This window comes from Nesterenkonia cremea (genome assembly GCF_014642675.1).
Classification (GTDB): domain Bacteria; phylum Actinomycetota; class Actinomycetes; order Actinomycetales; family Micrococcaceae; genus Nesterenkonia; species Nesterenkonia cremea.
The window spans coordinates 136,124-148,986 of sequence record NZ_BMIS01000003.1 but is presented as its reverse complement, the minus strand read 5'-3'; the positions used below and the strand labels follow the sequence as shown (position 1 = coordinate 148,986).

At 68.8% G+C, this 12,863-nt stretch carries 11 protein-coding genes; 3 read left to right on the top strand and 8 right to left on the bottom strand.

All coding sequences use genetic code 11. The features are described from left to right. Positions 1-88 precede the first annotated feature (88 nt). The 8 genes from IEW85_RS04900 to IEW85_RS04865 are packed head-to-tail and all read right to left on the bottom strand — an operon-like array spanning position 89 to position 8,457. The gene (locus IEW85_RS04900; RefSeq protein WP_188683267.1) at positions 89-1,165 is read right to left on the bottom strand and encodes a uroporphyrinogen decarboxylase/cobalamine-independent methonine synthase family protein; all 1,077 of its coding nucleotides are present in this window, start codon (positions 1,163-1,165) and stop codon (positions 89-91) included. After that, the gene (locus IEW85_RS04895; RefSeq protein ID WP_188683264.1) at positions 1,162-1,557 is read right to left on the bottom strand and encodes a chorismate mutase; all 396 of its coding nucleotides are present in this window, start codon (positions 1,555-1,557) and stop codon (positions 1,162-1,164) included. Before IEW85_RS04895 ends, IEW85_RS04900 begins: the two co-directional genes overlap by 4 nt. Before the next feature lie 40 nt (positions 1,558-1,597). Beyond that, a complete protein-coding gene (gene mnmA / locus IEW85_RS04890; protein WP_188683262.1) occupies positions 1,598-2,722 on the bottom strand; it encodes a tRNA 2-thiouridine(34) synthase MnmA in 1,125 nt (374 codons plus the stop codon). Between the two features lie 47 nt (positions 2,723-2,769). Next, the gene (locus IEW85_RS04885; protein ID WP_188683260.1) at positions 2,770-4,089 is read right to left on the bottom strand and encodes a DUF58 domain-containing protein; all 1,320 of its coding nucleotides are present in this window, start codon (positions 4,087-4,089) and stop codon (positions 2,770-2,772) included. Between the two features lie 10 nt (positions 4,090-4,099). After that, on the bottom strand, positions 4,100-5,134 hold the full coding sequence (locus IEW85_RS04880) for an AAA family ATPase (RefSeq protein WP_188683258.1): 1,035 nt from the start codon (positions 5,132-5,134) through the stop codon (positions 4,100-4,102). Then, positions 5,135-6,466, bottom strand: coding sequence for a DUF4350 domain-containing protein (locus IEW85_RS04875; protein WP_188683256.1), 1,332 nt, complete (start codon positions 6,464-6,466; stop codon positions 5,135-5,137). Continuing rightward, a complete protein-coding gene (locus IEW85_RS04870; protein ID WP_188683254.1) occupies positions 6,463-7,122 on the bottom strand; it encodes a DUF4129 domain-containing protein in 660 nt (219 codons plus the stop codon). The genes IEW85_RS04875 and IEW85_RS04870 overlap by 4 nt, the downstream gene beginning before the upstream one ends. A 3-nt stretch (positions 7,123-7,125) precedes the next feature. After that, on the bottom strand, positions 7,126-8,457 hold the full coding sequence (locus IEW85_RS04865; RefSeq protein ID WP_188683252.1) for a DUF7847 domain-containing protein: 1,332 nt from the start codon (positions 8,455-8,457) through the stop codon (positions 7,126-7,128). 100 nt (positions 8,458-8,557) lie between these two features. Here IEW85_RS04865 and mtrA point away from each other — a divergent pair, with 100 nt between their 5' ends. From mtrA to IEW85_RS04850, 3 genes are all read left to right on the top strand, one after another. Continuing rightward, complete coding sequence (mtrA, locus tag IEW85_RS04860; protein WP_188683250.1) at positions 8,558-9,250, top strand: MtrAB system response regulator MtrA; 693 nt, start codon at positions 8,558-8,560, stop codon at positions 9,248-9,250. Between the two features lie 71 nt (positions 9,251-9,321). Then, positions 9,322-11,097 carry an MtrAB system histidine kinase MtrB gene (gene mtrB / locus IEW85_RS04855; protein ID WP_188683248.1) on the top strand — a complete coding sequence of 592 codons (1,776 nt, stop codon included), beginning with the start codon at positions 9,322-9,324 and terminating at the stop codon, positions 11,095-11,097. Continuing rightward, complete coding sequence (locus tag IEW85_RS04850; protein ID WP_188683246.1) at positions 11,094-12,845, top strand: LpqB family beta-propeller domain-containing protein; 1,752 nt, start codon at positions 11,094-11,096, stop codon at positions 12,843-12,845. The genes mtrB and IEW85_RS04850 overlap by 4 nt, the downstream gene beginning before the upstream one ends. Positions 12,846-12,863: the final 18 nt, after the last annotated feature.

The window sequence follows — 12,863 nt, the reverse complement described above, 5'->3', positions numbered from 1 at the left end:
AGGATCTCTCCCCACCTGGCGACATCTCACCCCGCCTGGGACGGCTGAAATGTCGCGAACTGGGTAGAGAAATCGACGTGAGGCCCGATCAGCTGTTGATCTGCTCGGTCAGAGCCTCGGCGGTGCCGAGCACGCGGGTCAGCGTCCGCAGCGTTGAGGTCTCATCGAGACCCGCAGTCCCGGGCGCACCAGGGCGCTCGCGGTCGGTTCCGCAGAAGGTGGTCAGCAGGAAGGAGTCCAGCGACGACGCCGGCATGCCCAGGGCCTGCCAGGGCTCGGTGAGCCGGGCCGCCAGGGAGCTGACCTGCGGCAGCGTCTCCCGCCCGGTCTCATGAGGCTGCAGCATCCCGGCCAGCCACTGGGTGCCGGACTCGGTCAGCTCGGCCACCTGTTCCCAGGCCGCACCGCCCAGCGTGGTGACCGGGAGTCCGAGGCCCTCCACCCGGGAGGCCTCACGACCGCGGAAGTCCTCCACATGCTCAGCCTGTGGAGTTTCGCCCAGGTCCAGGATGACCTCATCGGCACCGGCGGCGCGCAGCGCCTCCACCACGACGCCGATCATCACCCGGGTCTCGTCCCGGGGCAGTGAGCGGATGGTCCGGTAGCCGCTGACCGTGGGGACTTCGCCGCGCCGAACACGGCCGTAGCGGGTCTCAGAGAGCACCACACTCAGCGTCTGCGAAGCGCACGCCCGGCGCACATGTTCCACATGGGAGGCCATGCCTGCGGCCAACGATTCGGCCAGGTCGCGGCGGGCCCCGTGATCCACCAGCACCTTCTCGCCGGAGGGCAGAGCCAGCTGGGCGGCCAGGCTGACCGGGCCCAGCACCTCCAGCTTCAGCGGAGAGGGCTCCTCGCCGTAGGTCTCAGCCCGTTCGCCGCGCACATCGGCCAGCGTGTCCACATCGGCCCGCAGCAGCTGCGCGGCGCGCAGGTGATCAGCACCCGGGCGCTGGGTCAGCCGCCACCCGTAGGAGGTCAGCTCCCCAAAGAGCTCCGAGAGCTGCGCGGTGGCACGGCCGAGCAGCGTGGCATGGTGTCCTCGCTGAGGAAGCTCCGGCAGCGCAGCCAGATGAGGGGACGGAGTCTCGGCGGTGAGCAGCTCGGCGGCACGGCGGAGATCGGTGCCGGGGAAGGTCCCGGCTGCGGCGGCACGCAGGCTCATCGGCCGGCGTCGGGGTTCTGTGCGGGGTTCTGTACGGAAGTCTCCGCGACGGAGGTCTGGGCAGAGGCGGAGATCGCCTGGTGGTGGCGGATGACCTCTTCGATGATGAAGTTCAGGAACTTCTCCGCGAACTCCGGGTCCAGCTGGGCGTCCTCGGCCAGGCGCTTCAGTCGAGCGATCTGGTTCTTCTCCCGCGCCGGGTCGGCCGGCGGCAGCTGGTGGGTGGCCTTGAGCACGCCGACCCGCTGAGTGGCCTTGAACCGCTCAGCCAGCAGATAGACCAGCGTGGCATCGATGTTGTCGATCGAGGAGCGCATGGACAGCAGCTCCTCGAGCACCGCGGGCTCCACATATGAGGCGGCATCGCCGGCACGTTCTTCGCTCGAGCTCATGACTCCAGCCTACCGACTCATCGCCGCCGATTCCGCTTTCTCAGGCGGGCTGGTAGTTCTTGGAACGGGCGGTGTCGATGGTGGCCTGACCCAGCACGCGGGTGCCCTGATACATCACTGCGGTCTGGCCTGGAGCCACGCCCTTCAGCGGCTCCTCCAGCTCCACCACCAGACGCTGGCCGTCCTCCTCCTGCTCCACGCGGGCGCGTGCCGGGACGGGATCCGCGTGGGCGCGGATCTGCAGGTCGATGTCGAACCAATCACCGGTGCTCGCCTCTGCCACGGGAAGCCCCGCCCAGGAGACGCGGATGCCGGTGATCCGGTCGATGTCCAGCAGCTCCCGGGGCCCGGCCACCACAGTGTTCTCCTTGGGGCGGATCTCCAGGACGAAGCGCGGCTTGCCGTCCGGGGCCGGACGCCCCAGCTTCAGCCCGCGGCGCTGACCCACGGTGTAGGCCTCGGACCCCTCATGCTCACCGATCTGTTCGCCGTCTTGGTCCAGGATGGGGCCGTTGGTCATCTCGATCTGCTCGGCCAGCCAGCCGCGGGTGTCCCCGTCGGGGATGAAGCAGATGTCGTGGGAGTCGGGCTTCTTGGCCACGGAGAGCCCGCGCTCCTCGGCCTCGGCACGCACCAGGTCCTTCGAAGGGGTGTCGCCCAGCGGAAAGTAGCAGTGGGCCAGCTGCTGCTCGTTGAGCACGCCCAGGACATAGGACTGGTCCTTGGTCCAGGTGGCCGCACGGTGCAGCTCACGGTTGCCGTCGGCGTCGGTGAGGATCGTGGCGTAGTGCCCGGTGGCCACAGCGTCGAAGCCCAGTGCGATGGCCTTGTCCAGCAGGGCCTCGAACTTGATCTTCTCGTTGCAGCGCATGCAGGGATTCGGGGTGCGTCCCGCCTGGTACTCGGCGATGAAGTCATCGACCACATCGGCTTTGAACCGTTCCGAGAAGTCCCACACGTAGAAGGGGATGCCCAGCTTCTCGCAGGCGCGCCAGGCGTCCGAGGAGTCCTCGATGGTGCAGCATCCGCGCGACCCGGTCCGCAGCGTTCCGGGCATGCGCGAGAGCGCCAGGTGCACGCCCACCACCTCGTGGCCGGCGTCCACGGCGCGGGCTGCTGCGACGGCAGAATCCACGCCGCCGGACATCGCTGCAAGAACCTTCATACATCCAGGTTCTCACAGCCGGGCAGGCGATATCACGGCTGTGTGAGCTAGAGCCGACCGGTGGCCTTGAGCCGGATATAGGCGTCAGCCAGCTGAGGAGGCAGTTCATGCGGAGCCGCATCCACCACCTCGACGCCGAGCGAGCCCAGCTGGGTCTTCATCGCCTCGCGTTCGATCAGTGAACGCTCTGCGGCGGCGGCCCGGTAGGTCTCCTCCACGGTTCCGCGGGCTGCGGCACGTCGGTCCAGGTCCGGGTCCCGCACAGAGGCCACCAGCACCAGGTGCTTCTCGGTCAGCGCGGGCAGCACCGGGAGCAGACCCTCCTCCAGGGCGCCCGAGTCCAGGGAGGTCAGGACCACCACCAGCGAGCGCTGGGAGGTCAGCGACTTCACATGGGAGGGCAGCCGCGAGTAGTCAGCCTCCACCAGCTCAGGCTGGATGTCGGACATGGCGGTGACCATCTGGTTCAGCAGCGCACCGGAGGTGGAGCGGACTCGCGGGCCGATGCTCCGGTCGAAGCCGAAGAAGTCCACGCGGTCCCCGGCGCCGTCGGCCAGCACACCCAGCAGCAGGGCCGCCTCCATCCCGGTGTCCAGCCGGGGCTCGTCCTCCACCCGGGCGGCCGAGGTGCGGGAGGAGTCCAGGCAGAGCACCACACGACGGTCGCGCTCGGGCCGCCAGGTGCGGACCACCAGATCGGCACCATGGCCGGTGTGCCCCGCGGTTCCGCGCTTGCGGGCGGTGGCCCGCCAGTCGATGGAGCGGATGTCATCGCCGCGGACGTAGTCGCGCAGCGAGTCGAATTCGGTGCCGGCCCCGCGCAGCTGCACGGCGGTCTGTCCGTCCAGCTCGCGCAGCCGCTGCAGCTTCGAGGGCAGATGCTTCCGGGATCGGAAGGGCGGCAGTACGCGCAGGCTGTGCGGGACCTCGTGGGTGACCTGCCGTCCGGCCATGCCCAGCGGACCCAAGGAGCGGATGGCCACATGCAGGCTGCGCAGCTGGCCGCGGCGCCGCGGGTTCAGCGCTGTGCTGATCCGCTGCTGGGAGCCGCCGTCGATGCTCAGCGGGTGGATGGGGCTGCGGGCGCCGGCGGTGGGCTGCCAGCCGTCCTTGGCCGAGCCGCGCAGCCGTCGCGCCCCAGTGTTGTGCAGCACGCTGACCGCCTGGGCGGGATGTTCCAGCCGCACAGCATCGGTGGGGATCCGCTCCACGCGCACGGCGCGCGGGGATCCGGCCAGCAGGATGTCGGCCAGCACCAGCAGAGCCAGCACCAGCAGGCACAGCAAGATCGTGGCGGTGCGCGGCACCACCACGACGACGGCGCTCAGCGCCAGCGCCGTGTACAGCAGCCTCCGGGTCAGGACCATGGGGCCGGGATCAGCGGGGCACCGGGACGGTGGTCAGGATGCCCTGGAGCAGGTCGTCCACGCTGACTCCGTCCATCGCGGCCTCGGGGGAGAGGGAGACGCGGTGGCGCAGCGCAGGCAGGGACAGCGCCTTGACGTCGTCGGGGGTCACGAAGTCCCGCCCGCAGAGCCAGGCCCAGGCCTTGGCGGAGTTCATCAGGGCGGTGGCACCGCGCGGGGAGACGCCCAGCTGGAAGCTCGGTGCCTGACGAGTGGCCCGGGCGATGTCCACGATGTAAGCGATGACCTCCGGGGCCACCGTGGTCTGCCAGACGGCCTTGCGGGCGGCGAGGACATGCTCGGCACCGGCGATGGGCCGGATGCCGGCCTCGGTCAGGGAGGAGGGGTTGAACCCGGCGGCATGGCGACGGATGACCTCGATCTCCTCACCGCGCTCGGGCAGCGCCAGATTGACCTTCAGCAGGAAGCGGTCCAGCTGCGCCTCCGGCAGGGGATAGGTGCCCTCATACTCCGTGGGGTTCTGGGTGGCCGCCACCAGGAAGGGATCGGGCAGCTGACGCCCGACGCCGTCCACGCTGACCTGGCGCTCCTCCATGGCCTCCAGCAGCGAGGCCTGGGTCTTCGGGGGAGTGCGGTTGATCTCATCGGCCAGCATCAGGTTGGTGAACAGCGGCCCCTCGCGGAAGGCGAAGTCTCCGGTGGAGGCGTCATAGACCAGCGAGCCGGTCACATCACCGGGCATCAGGTCCGGGGTGAACTGGACGCGCTTGGCATCCAGGCTCAGGGCCGCGGAGATGCTGCGCACCAGCAGGGTCTTGGCCACACCGGGCACACCCTCCAGCAGCACATGGCCGCGGGTCAGCAGACCGATCAGCACGCCTGTGACCGCGCCGTCCTGGCCGACCACCGCCTTGGAGACCTCCTGGCGGACGCGGTGGAAGGTGTCGCGCAGTGCGGCGGTATCGGTGATCTCGAAGCTCTGCTGTGGCGGGGCAGGGTGGTCAGGCGTGGACTCAGGTGCTGGCTGAGGGGGTTCGGCGGTCATTCAGTTCCTTTCCCTGGGCGCATGGCCGAGCCGCTTCAGGAGCTCATCCTCGAAGTCGGCGAGCTGCTGCCCGAATCGTACAAGGTCTGTGTTGCTGTTGATGAGGGAGACGTCCAGAAGCTGCCGGGTCTGCTCCACCGAACGGCCGGTGTGCCGGGCCGCAGCCTCCACGATCACCGGCTCCGCTGGGGAGTTCCCCAGCCGCAGCGTCCGGGCCAGGCGCAGCAGGGCCGCCGAGCGCAGCGCCCGCGCCGAGGCATGGACCGCATTGGCGTTCTGATACATCCGTCCGCGCCCCTCCGCGGCCTCGGAGGCGAGGACCTCCACCGGCAGGGGCTCGGCGATGACCGGGCCGTGCCGCCGGCCCTGGACGAGCATCAGCAGCACGCCGCAGATCATCAGCCAGATCATCAGCGGGATGACCCATCCGGGCATCAGATCGGTGGGGTTGAGCCACTGGTCATCACCTGCGGCGTCTGCGCTCGAGGGCGTGTACCAGATGAGGTCCTCGCTCTGGCCCAGCAGCTGCAGGGCCAGAGCGGCATGGCCCTGATCCACGATCTCCCGGTTGGTGAAGGCATCCGGGGCGCCGAAGAGGGTGCCCTGCGGTGTGGGCACCAGAGCCGAGCCGGCGTCGGGGTGCTGCGGGTTCAGCGAGAAGCATTCCCCGCCCTCGCTGAGCCCGGTCTGGTAGAACTCACCGGTGGTCTCCATGGTCTCCGCGGTCAGCGCGGCCTCGATCTCGCAGTGCTCACCGGCCTCAAGCAGCGTCTCCTCGCTGGTCATGGCCTGCGGGTCCTCGCTGATGGGGAAGTTCTGCGCCTGGCTGTCGCCCAGCTGAGAGAGCATGGCGGCGTCGGGGCTGATCCAGATCACCGGCTGGTCCTCAGCATGCTCGCCCAGCTCGCGGACGGTGTCATCGCTGGGCAGGTGCATGGTCCCGCCCATCACGACGACGGCGGCCTCCGGAGTCTCCTCCAGCTGGTCGGCCGCCGCTGCGCCGGAGTAGGTCCGGTGCAGACCCACCCCGTGGTCCTCCAGGACATTCGCCAGGGCGGCATAGCCGTCCAGATCAGTGTTCTGCAGTCCGTAGCGCTGGTTGTCTTCGGTATCGAGCAGCTGGAGGGTCACGGCCACGATCGCACCGAAGACCAGCAGGAGAAGCCACAGCTGCCAGCGCTTCAGCGTCCTCAGCAGGGCGCTGAACGTGCTGCTGACCGTGTTCCTGCGCTGCGGGGCGGCCTCGGCCGGAGCCGGGCGGTCCTCCACCGGAGCATGGGGCGCGGCCAGGCCCTGGGCGGGATTCTGATCGGTGGCCTGGGATGCGGTCATTCGGGCACCACCAGACGGGGTGCCCCGAAGGGCGCGCCCTGGCCGGGGCTGGGTTCGGTCTGGCGCAGAGTCTCCTCCAGAGCGCGCAGCCTCTCCACGTCCTGAGCGGAGAGGGGACGGCCGCCGTAGTGGGAGAGGTTGAACAGCTCTCCGCAGCGGTGCAGCTGATCAGCCTGGCCAGGGAAGAGCGCGGCCACATCGCGGGCCGCCTCAGAGGCGGTGCGGCCGGCCTGCTCGGCGAGCAGAGCACGCTCCTCAGCCGAGCGGACCACCGCACGGAAGAGGTCCCGGAAGGCGTCGGCGAACCGCTCCGCGCCCAGGTGCTCACCGGCGCGGGCCCGCAGATCATCGGCGCTGAGGCCGGTCTCCGCGTTGAGCAGCTCATCGGTGGGGCGTCCGGAGCGCTGCAGGCGCGGCCTCACCAACAGGATGCACAGCAGGATGGCCACGGCGATCAGGACCACCAGCACCACAGGGCCGTAGGGGATCTCCAGGCCGCCCACGCTCAGGGCGCCCTCCGTGAGCCACGCCCAGAGGTCGTCCAGGGCATCCCGCAGCGGGCCGGTGAAGGCGCGCTGATACTGGTCATCGGTGAGCTCCTCTTCCAGGAGCTCCCGAGCCTCATCGCGGTCGGGGTCCAGAGGAGGCGAGTCCATCCATCACCTCGGGCGGCCGAAGTCGTCGTTGCCGCCGTCCTGGCCGCCGGGCCGCCCATAGGGCGGCTGACCGTACGGGGTCTGGCCATAGGGATTCTGACCGTAGGGGCTCTGCTCATGCGGATCCTGTCCGTAGGGATCCTGGCCGTAGGGCGGCTGTCCCTGCGGCGGTTGGCCGTACGGACCCTGCTGGTAGCCGCCGGGCTGCTGGTACGGATTCGGGTGGTACGGGCCTGGCTGGCCCGGTGTGGGCTGGAGATGCCCGAGGTGCTCCACCGAGGACGGGATGATGCGGCCGTCGTCGGGGGAGTGTGGGGCTGCGCTGAGCAAGGCGACGTCGACCGCCTCCTGGCGGATGCGGGCGTTCAGGTACATCGCGGTGGTGATGCCCACCCACAGAGCCATCATCAGGCCCATCATGATCCCGTCCAGGATGGTGGAGACGATCATGGTGATCAGCATGACACCGGAGAACGATCCTGCCGGATCGTCCGGGTCCATGGTGAAGCTGCCGCCGACGCCCATCAGCAGCATCGAGGGGATCGTGATGATCATCATCAGGCCCATGAGCATCAGAGCCAGCAGCAGGACGGTGCCGATATGTGGCCACCACATACCCTTGTTCAAGCGGAAGGAGCGTCCGATCGCGGCGAAGGGACCCTTATCCTCCACCATGATGGCCATGGGGGCGTAGAGCAGCGCCACGGTCAGCCAGAGCAGCAGGAAGAGGAAGACCGGCAGGCTCAGCAGTGCCAGGATCCCTCCGACCCACGCAGCCTCCGGGGCCACGACGGCGAAGAAGAATCCGAAGCCGGCGATCACTGCGAGCAGGACTGCGAAGAGGGCGACGCCGACCACCAGGTAGTAGGCCAGCAACGGCAGGAAGCGGCGCGCCCGCAGGCGCAGAGCCTGGCCGAAGCCGGTGCGGAAGCCATAGGCGGCGCGCAGTGTGGGCAGCACGATGGAGCCGCCTGCGATCACCATGAGGGCCTGGCCCAGCAGGGCACCGATCAGCGCGAAGATGAGGAACTCGCCGCCCGCGAAGCTGTCCATCATCAGCTCTGGATCATTCTCCATGGCCAGAGGATCCATGATCATCCGGCCCATCGTGCCGCCGCCGGGCAGCAGCATGGAGAGGAGGCTCAGCAGGGAACTGGTCAGCGCAGCGGCCAGCGGGATGCCCAGCATGGTGGCCGGGGAGTGGCGCAGCATGCGGAAGCCGGCCCCGAAGACGTCATTGAGATGCAGCCGTCGGATCGGATAGACCGATCCCGGAGCCGCTGCTGCTTCCCCCGGATCGCCGCCGAGGTGGTAGGGCTGACCTGCCGCTGACATAGGTCCTCCATCGCTGTTGCTGTGCTCCCGTTCCCGTGCAACTCTACAACTCTCATATATTCTGTGGAGGGCCCGCACCCGTGGAGGAACAGGAGAGTTGATGAAAGCCCAGATTCTGGTCGTCGACGATGACGAGGCGCTCTCCGAGATGATCGGCATCGTGCTGCGCAACGACGGTTTCGAACCGACGTTCTGCGCGACCGGCGACGCCGCCCTGGAGGCTTTCCGCTCGGCCAAGCCGGATGTGGTCCTGCTCGACCTCATGCTGCCTGGCAAGGACGGCATCGAGGTCTGCCGAGAGATGCGCGATGAGGCCGACACCCCCATCATCATGCTCACCGCCAAGTCGGACACCGCAGATGTGGTCCGTGGCCTGGAGGCCGGGGCGGATGACTATGTGCCCAAGCCCTTCAAGCCCGCTGAGCTGGTAGCCCGTGTGCGCGCTCGCCTGCGCCCCTCCGACGGCACGGGAGGGCGTCCGGAGAACGAGAAGCTGCAGATCGGCGATCTGACCATCGATGTCTCCGGGCACGAAGTCCGTCGCGGCGACGCCAAGATTCCGCTGACCCCGCTGGAGTTCGACCTGCTCACCGCACTGGCCAAGAAGCCGTGGCAGGTCTGGAACCGCGAGATGCTGCTCGAAGAGGTCTGGGGATACCGCCACCAGGCCGATACGCGCCTGGTCAACGTCCATGTCCAGCGCCTGCGCTCCAAGGTGGAGAAGGACCCGGAGCACCCGGAGATCGTCCAGACGGTGCGCGGCGTCGGCTACAAGGCCGGAGGGCAGGGCTAGCCATCTCTGAGACTGAAAGTGCAGCCTCCGCCAGCTCGCGGGCGGTGGCCACCACCACGGGAAGCATCCCCATGGTGCGAGCACCTCTGCCGGGCGAGGAAGAGCCCACCGCTGAGGCGGGCCGCGAGCCAGGAACAGGGGAAGGACAGCGCCCCGAGCCGGATCTGCTGGCGCGCATGGCCCGCGGACTCAGCCGCATCCCGCGGGTCTGGTCCCGCTCCCTGCTGTTCCGGGCGGTGGCTTTCACCGGTGCGCTCACCACAGTGGGCACCCTGCTTGTGGCCGCCTTCCTGACTCAGCAGATCACCACCGGACTGTTCCAGGAGCGGTTCGACCAGGTCGAGATCGAAGCCACTCAGGACCTCGACTCCATCCGCAACGCCTTCGCAGGAGCCTCCACCACCGACCGCACCAGCACCGAGACGTTGGTCCGGGACACGATGGAGGGCATGGAGGGCTCCGTAGCCCAGGTCCAGCGCGACTTCGTCTTCACCCCGCTGACCGATGAGGAGAATCTCTACGCCAACCCGCGCACCTCTCTGGACAACCCCGATGAGGTGATCTCCCAGGATCTTGTGGACACAGTGGCCGAGGGTTCCGGACAGTACTGGCAGTCGGTGGGCATCGAGCGCGAGGGCGGCCAGGTGGTCCCGGGCGTGGCCTTCGGCACGCAGGTCCAGCTGCCCCCGGGCCATGCCTATGCGGTCTACTTCGTCTATGACTTCTCCCCGGTGCAGGAGACGCTGAACTTCGTCCTGCGGATCCTCTTTCTGGCCGCCGTCGCCGTGCTGCTGCTGAACATGGCCATCGCGGCCTGGGTGACCCGTTCGGTGGTCTCGCCGATCTCTCAGGCCGCCGAGGTCTCCGAGCGCATCGCCTCCGGTCAGCTGGACCAACGCCTGGTGGTCCGCGGCGAGGATGAGATCGCCCGCCTGGGCATCTCCTTCAACCGGATGGCCTCCAACCTGCAGGACCAGATCACTCAGCTGGCCAATCTGTCGAAGATGCAGCAGCGGTTCGTCTCCGACGTCTCCCACGAGCTGCGAACTCCGCTGACCACAGTGCGCATGGCCTCGACGATGCTGCATGAGGCCCGCGATGACTTCGACCCGGTCAATCAGCGCACCGCAGAGCTGCTGCACCACCAGGTGGAGCGCTTCGAGGCGCTGCTGGCCGACCTGCTGGAGATGTCACGGTTCGACGCCGGCGCGGCCGAACTCTCGCTCACTCAGGTGGACGTGCGCGGCCTGGCCGAGGAGGTGCTGCGCACCGCCCAGCCGCTGGCCGAGTCCAACGATGTCACCCTCTCCCTGGTGGTCCAGGGAGACGGGTTTGTGGCCGAGATCGACCCGAGACGCATCGACCGGATCCTGCGCAACCTGGTCAACAACGCCATCGAGCACGCCGAGGGGCGCCCGGTGGACCTGGTCATCGCCTCCAGCCCCACCGCCGTGGGTGTGGGCGTGCGCGACCACGGCATCGGCATGTCCCCGCACGAGGTGGCCCATGTCTTCGACCGCTTCTGGCGCGCGGATCCGGCCCGAGCCCGCACCACCGGCGGCTCCGGACTGGGCCTGGCGATCGCCACCGAGGACACCCGACTGCACCAGGGCTCGCTGGACGCCTGGGGCCAGAAGGGGCAGGGCGCCTGCTTCCGTCTGGTGCTCCCGCGCAGGCAGGATGCTCCCTACCGGGCGGCGCCGCTGGCCCTGCCGCCCACCTACTCCGCGGAGGACCGCATGGTCATCTCCTCGCCGCTGCCCCCGGAGAAGACCGTGGAGCGGGAGGAGAGCCACGACCGGGTCAGCGAACAGTCGCTCTACCAGCCGAAGGAGGGTGAGGAATGAGCTGCAGGACAACATCACGACGCCGCGGGGCGGCTCGCCGCTCCCTGCTGGGCGTGGGCACCGCCGCCGCACTGTTCGTCAGCGGCTGCGCCCCGATGATCCCCACCGACGGCCCGGTGGGCACCTCGGACCCGGATACTGGGGACGGCAGCTCGTATCTGCTGGAGGCTCAGGGGCCGGTTCCGGGCAGCGATCCGGGCCAGCTCATCGATGACTTCCTCCAGGCCGGCGTCGGGCCCCAGGACGACTACGCCGTGGCCCGCGAATACCTGACCCCGGCGGCGGCCCGCGACTGGTCGCCGGGGGAGCGGACTGTGGTCTACTCCTCGACTCCGGAGATCCTGCCCGAGGGTGAGGAGTCCTATTCGGTGCAGTTCCCGGTGGAGTCGGTGATCGACGCTGACGGCATCCGCACCATGGTTCCTCCCAACACCTCCGAGGCGGTGGACTTCACCGTGGAGCAGTACGAAGGCGAGTGGCGGATCTCGGATGCGCCGGAGGGCAAATTCCTCGCGGTCCCGGAGTTCCAGCAGGTCTACCAGCCCCATACGCTCTACTTCTACAACTCGGCACAGAACTATGCCGTCCCGGATGAGCGTTGGTTCGTCAACATGCCCGGACGCATGCCCGCCGCCATCGTGGAGGCCCTGCTGGACGGCCCGGCGCCCTACCTGGAGCCGGCTGTGACCTCCGCCTTCCCCGACGGCACCGAGCTGCAGCTCTCCTCCGTGCCGGTGGAGGGGCGGACCGCCGTCGTGGACTTCGCCTCCGGTCCGGTCAGCAGCGCCTCGCCCGAGGAGCAGCAGCTCATGGAGCATCAGCTCTCCCTCGCCCTGGGTGGGCTCAACAGTGTCAACGACATCCAGATCACCGTGGACCAGCGCGAGCTGGAGGAGCCGGATGAGGAGCTCGATGACCTCGAGATCACCGCCGGCGACGACGTGGAGGTCCGGGACACGCTCATCGGCCTGCGCGGTGATGAGCTGATCCGCGCCCAGGGGACCAGCGATATGACGCTGCCTGATCTGCCGGACCTCTCGGACATCGAACCCCGGGAGCCGGCTGTGGCCAACACGGATCCGGACTCCATGGCGGTGCTCGACGGCGACGCCGAGGAGCTGTACCACATCAGGCCCGGCCGCGAGCCGGATCAGGTCCTCTCCGGTGAGGAGCTCACCCGGCCCTCGATGGACAACTACGGCTGGACCTGGACGGCGGACAACGCCGAGGACGAGGCCACCATCCATGCCGAGGCCTATGACGAGTCGCTGGAGACGCTCAGCGCCGAGATCAGCGCCGACTGGCTGGAGGGCCGCTCCATCCGGTCGCTGCGCATCGCCCAGGACGGGGCACGCGCGGCGATGGTGGTCGAGGACGGCGGTGAGCGCACCCTCTACGTGGCCGGTGTGATCCGTGATTCGGCCGGGACCCCGCAGGGGCTGGGCCAGCCGATGCGCATGGAGTCCATCCCCGAGATCGACGAGGTTCGCTGGGGCGACGGCGCGCTGGTGGTCTGGGGCAACTATGACGAGGACGCCGAGGAGCCCACGGCCATGCAGATCGAGCTGGTTCGCTTCTCCGGAACCCGAGAGGAGCTCCACGGACCCATCCTGGGGCTGGAGAACGTGGCCGCCGGTGAGGGGCAGAGCCAGGTCTGGGCTGAGGCTCAGGACGCTCAACAGCTGCCCATCGGTGATCAGTGGCAGATCCAGGCGCTGGAGTCCACCGACATGGCCTATCCGGGCTGATCCCTGGTCAGGACTGAG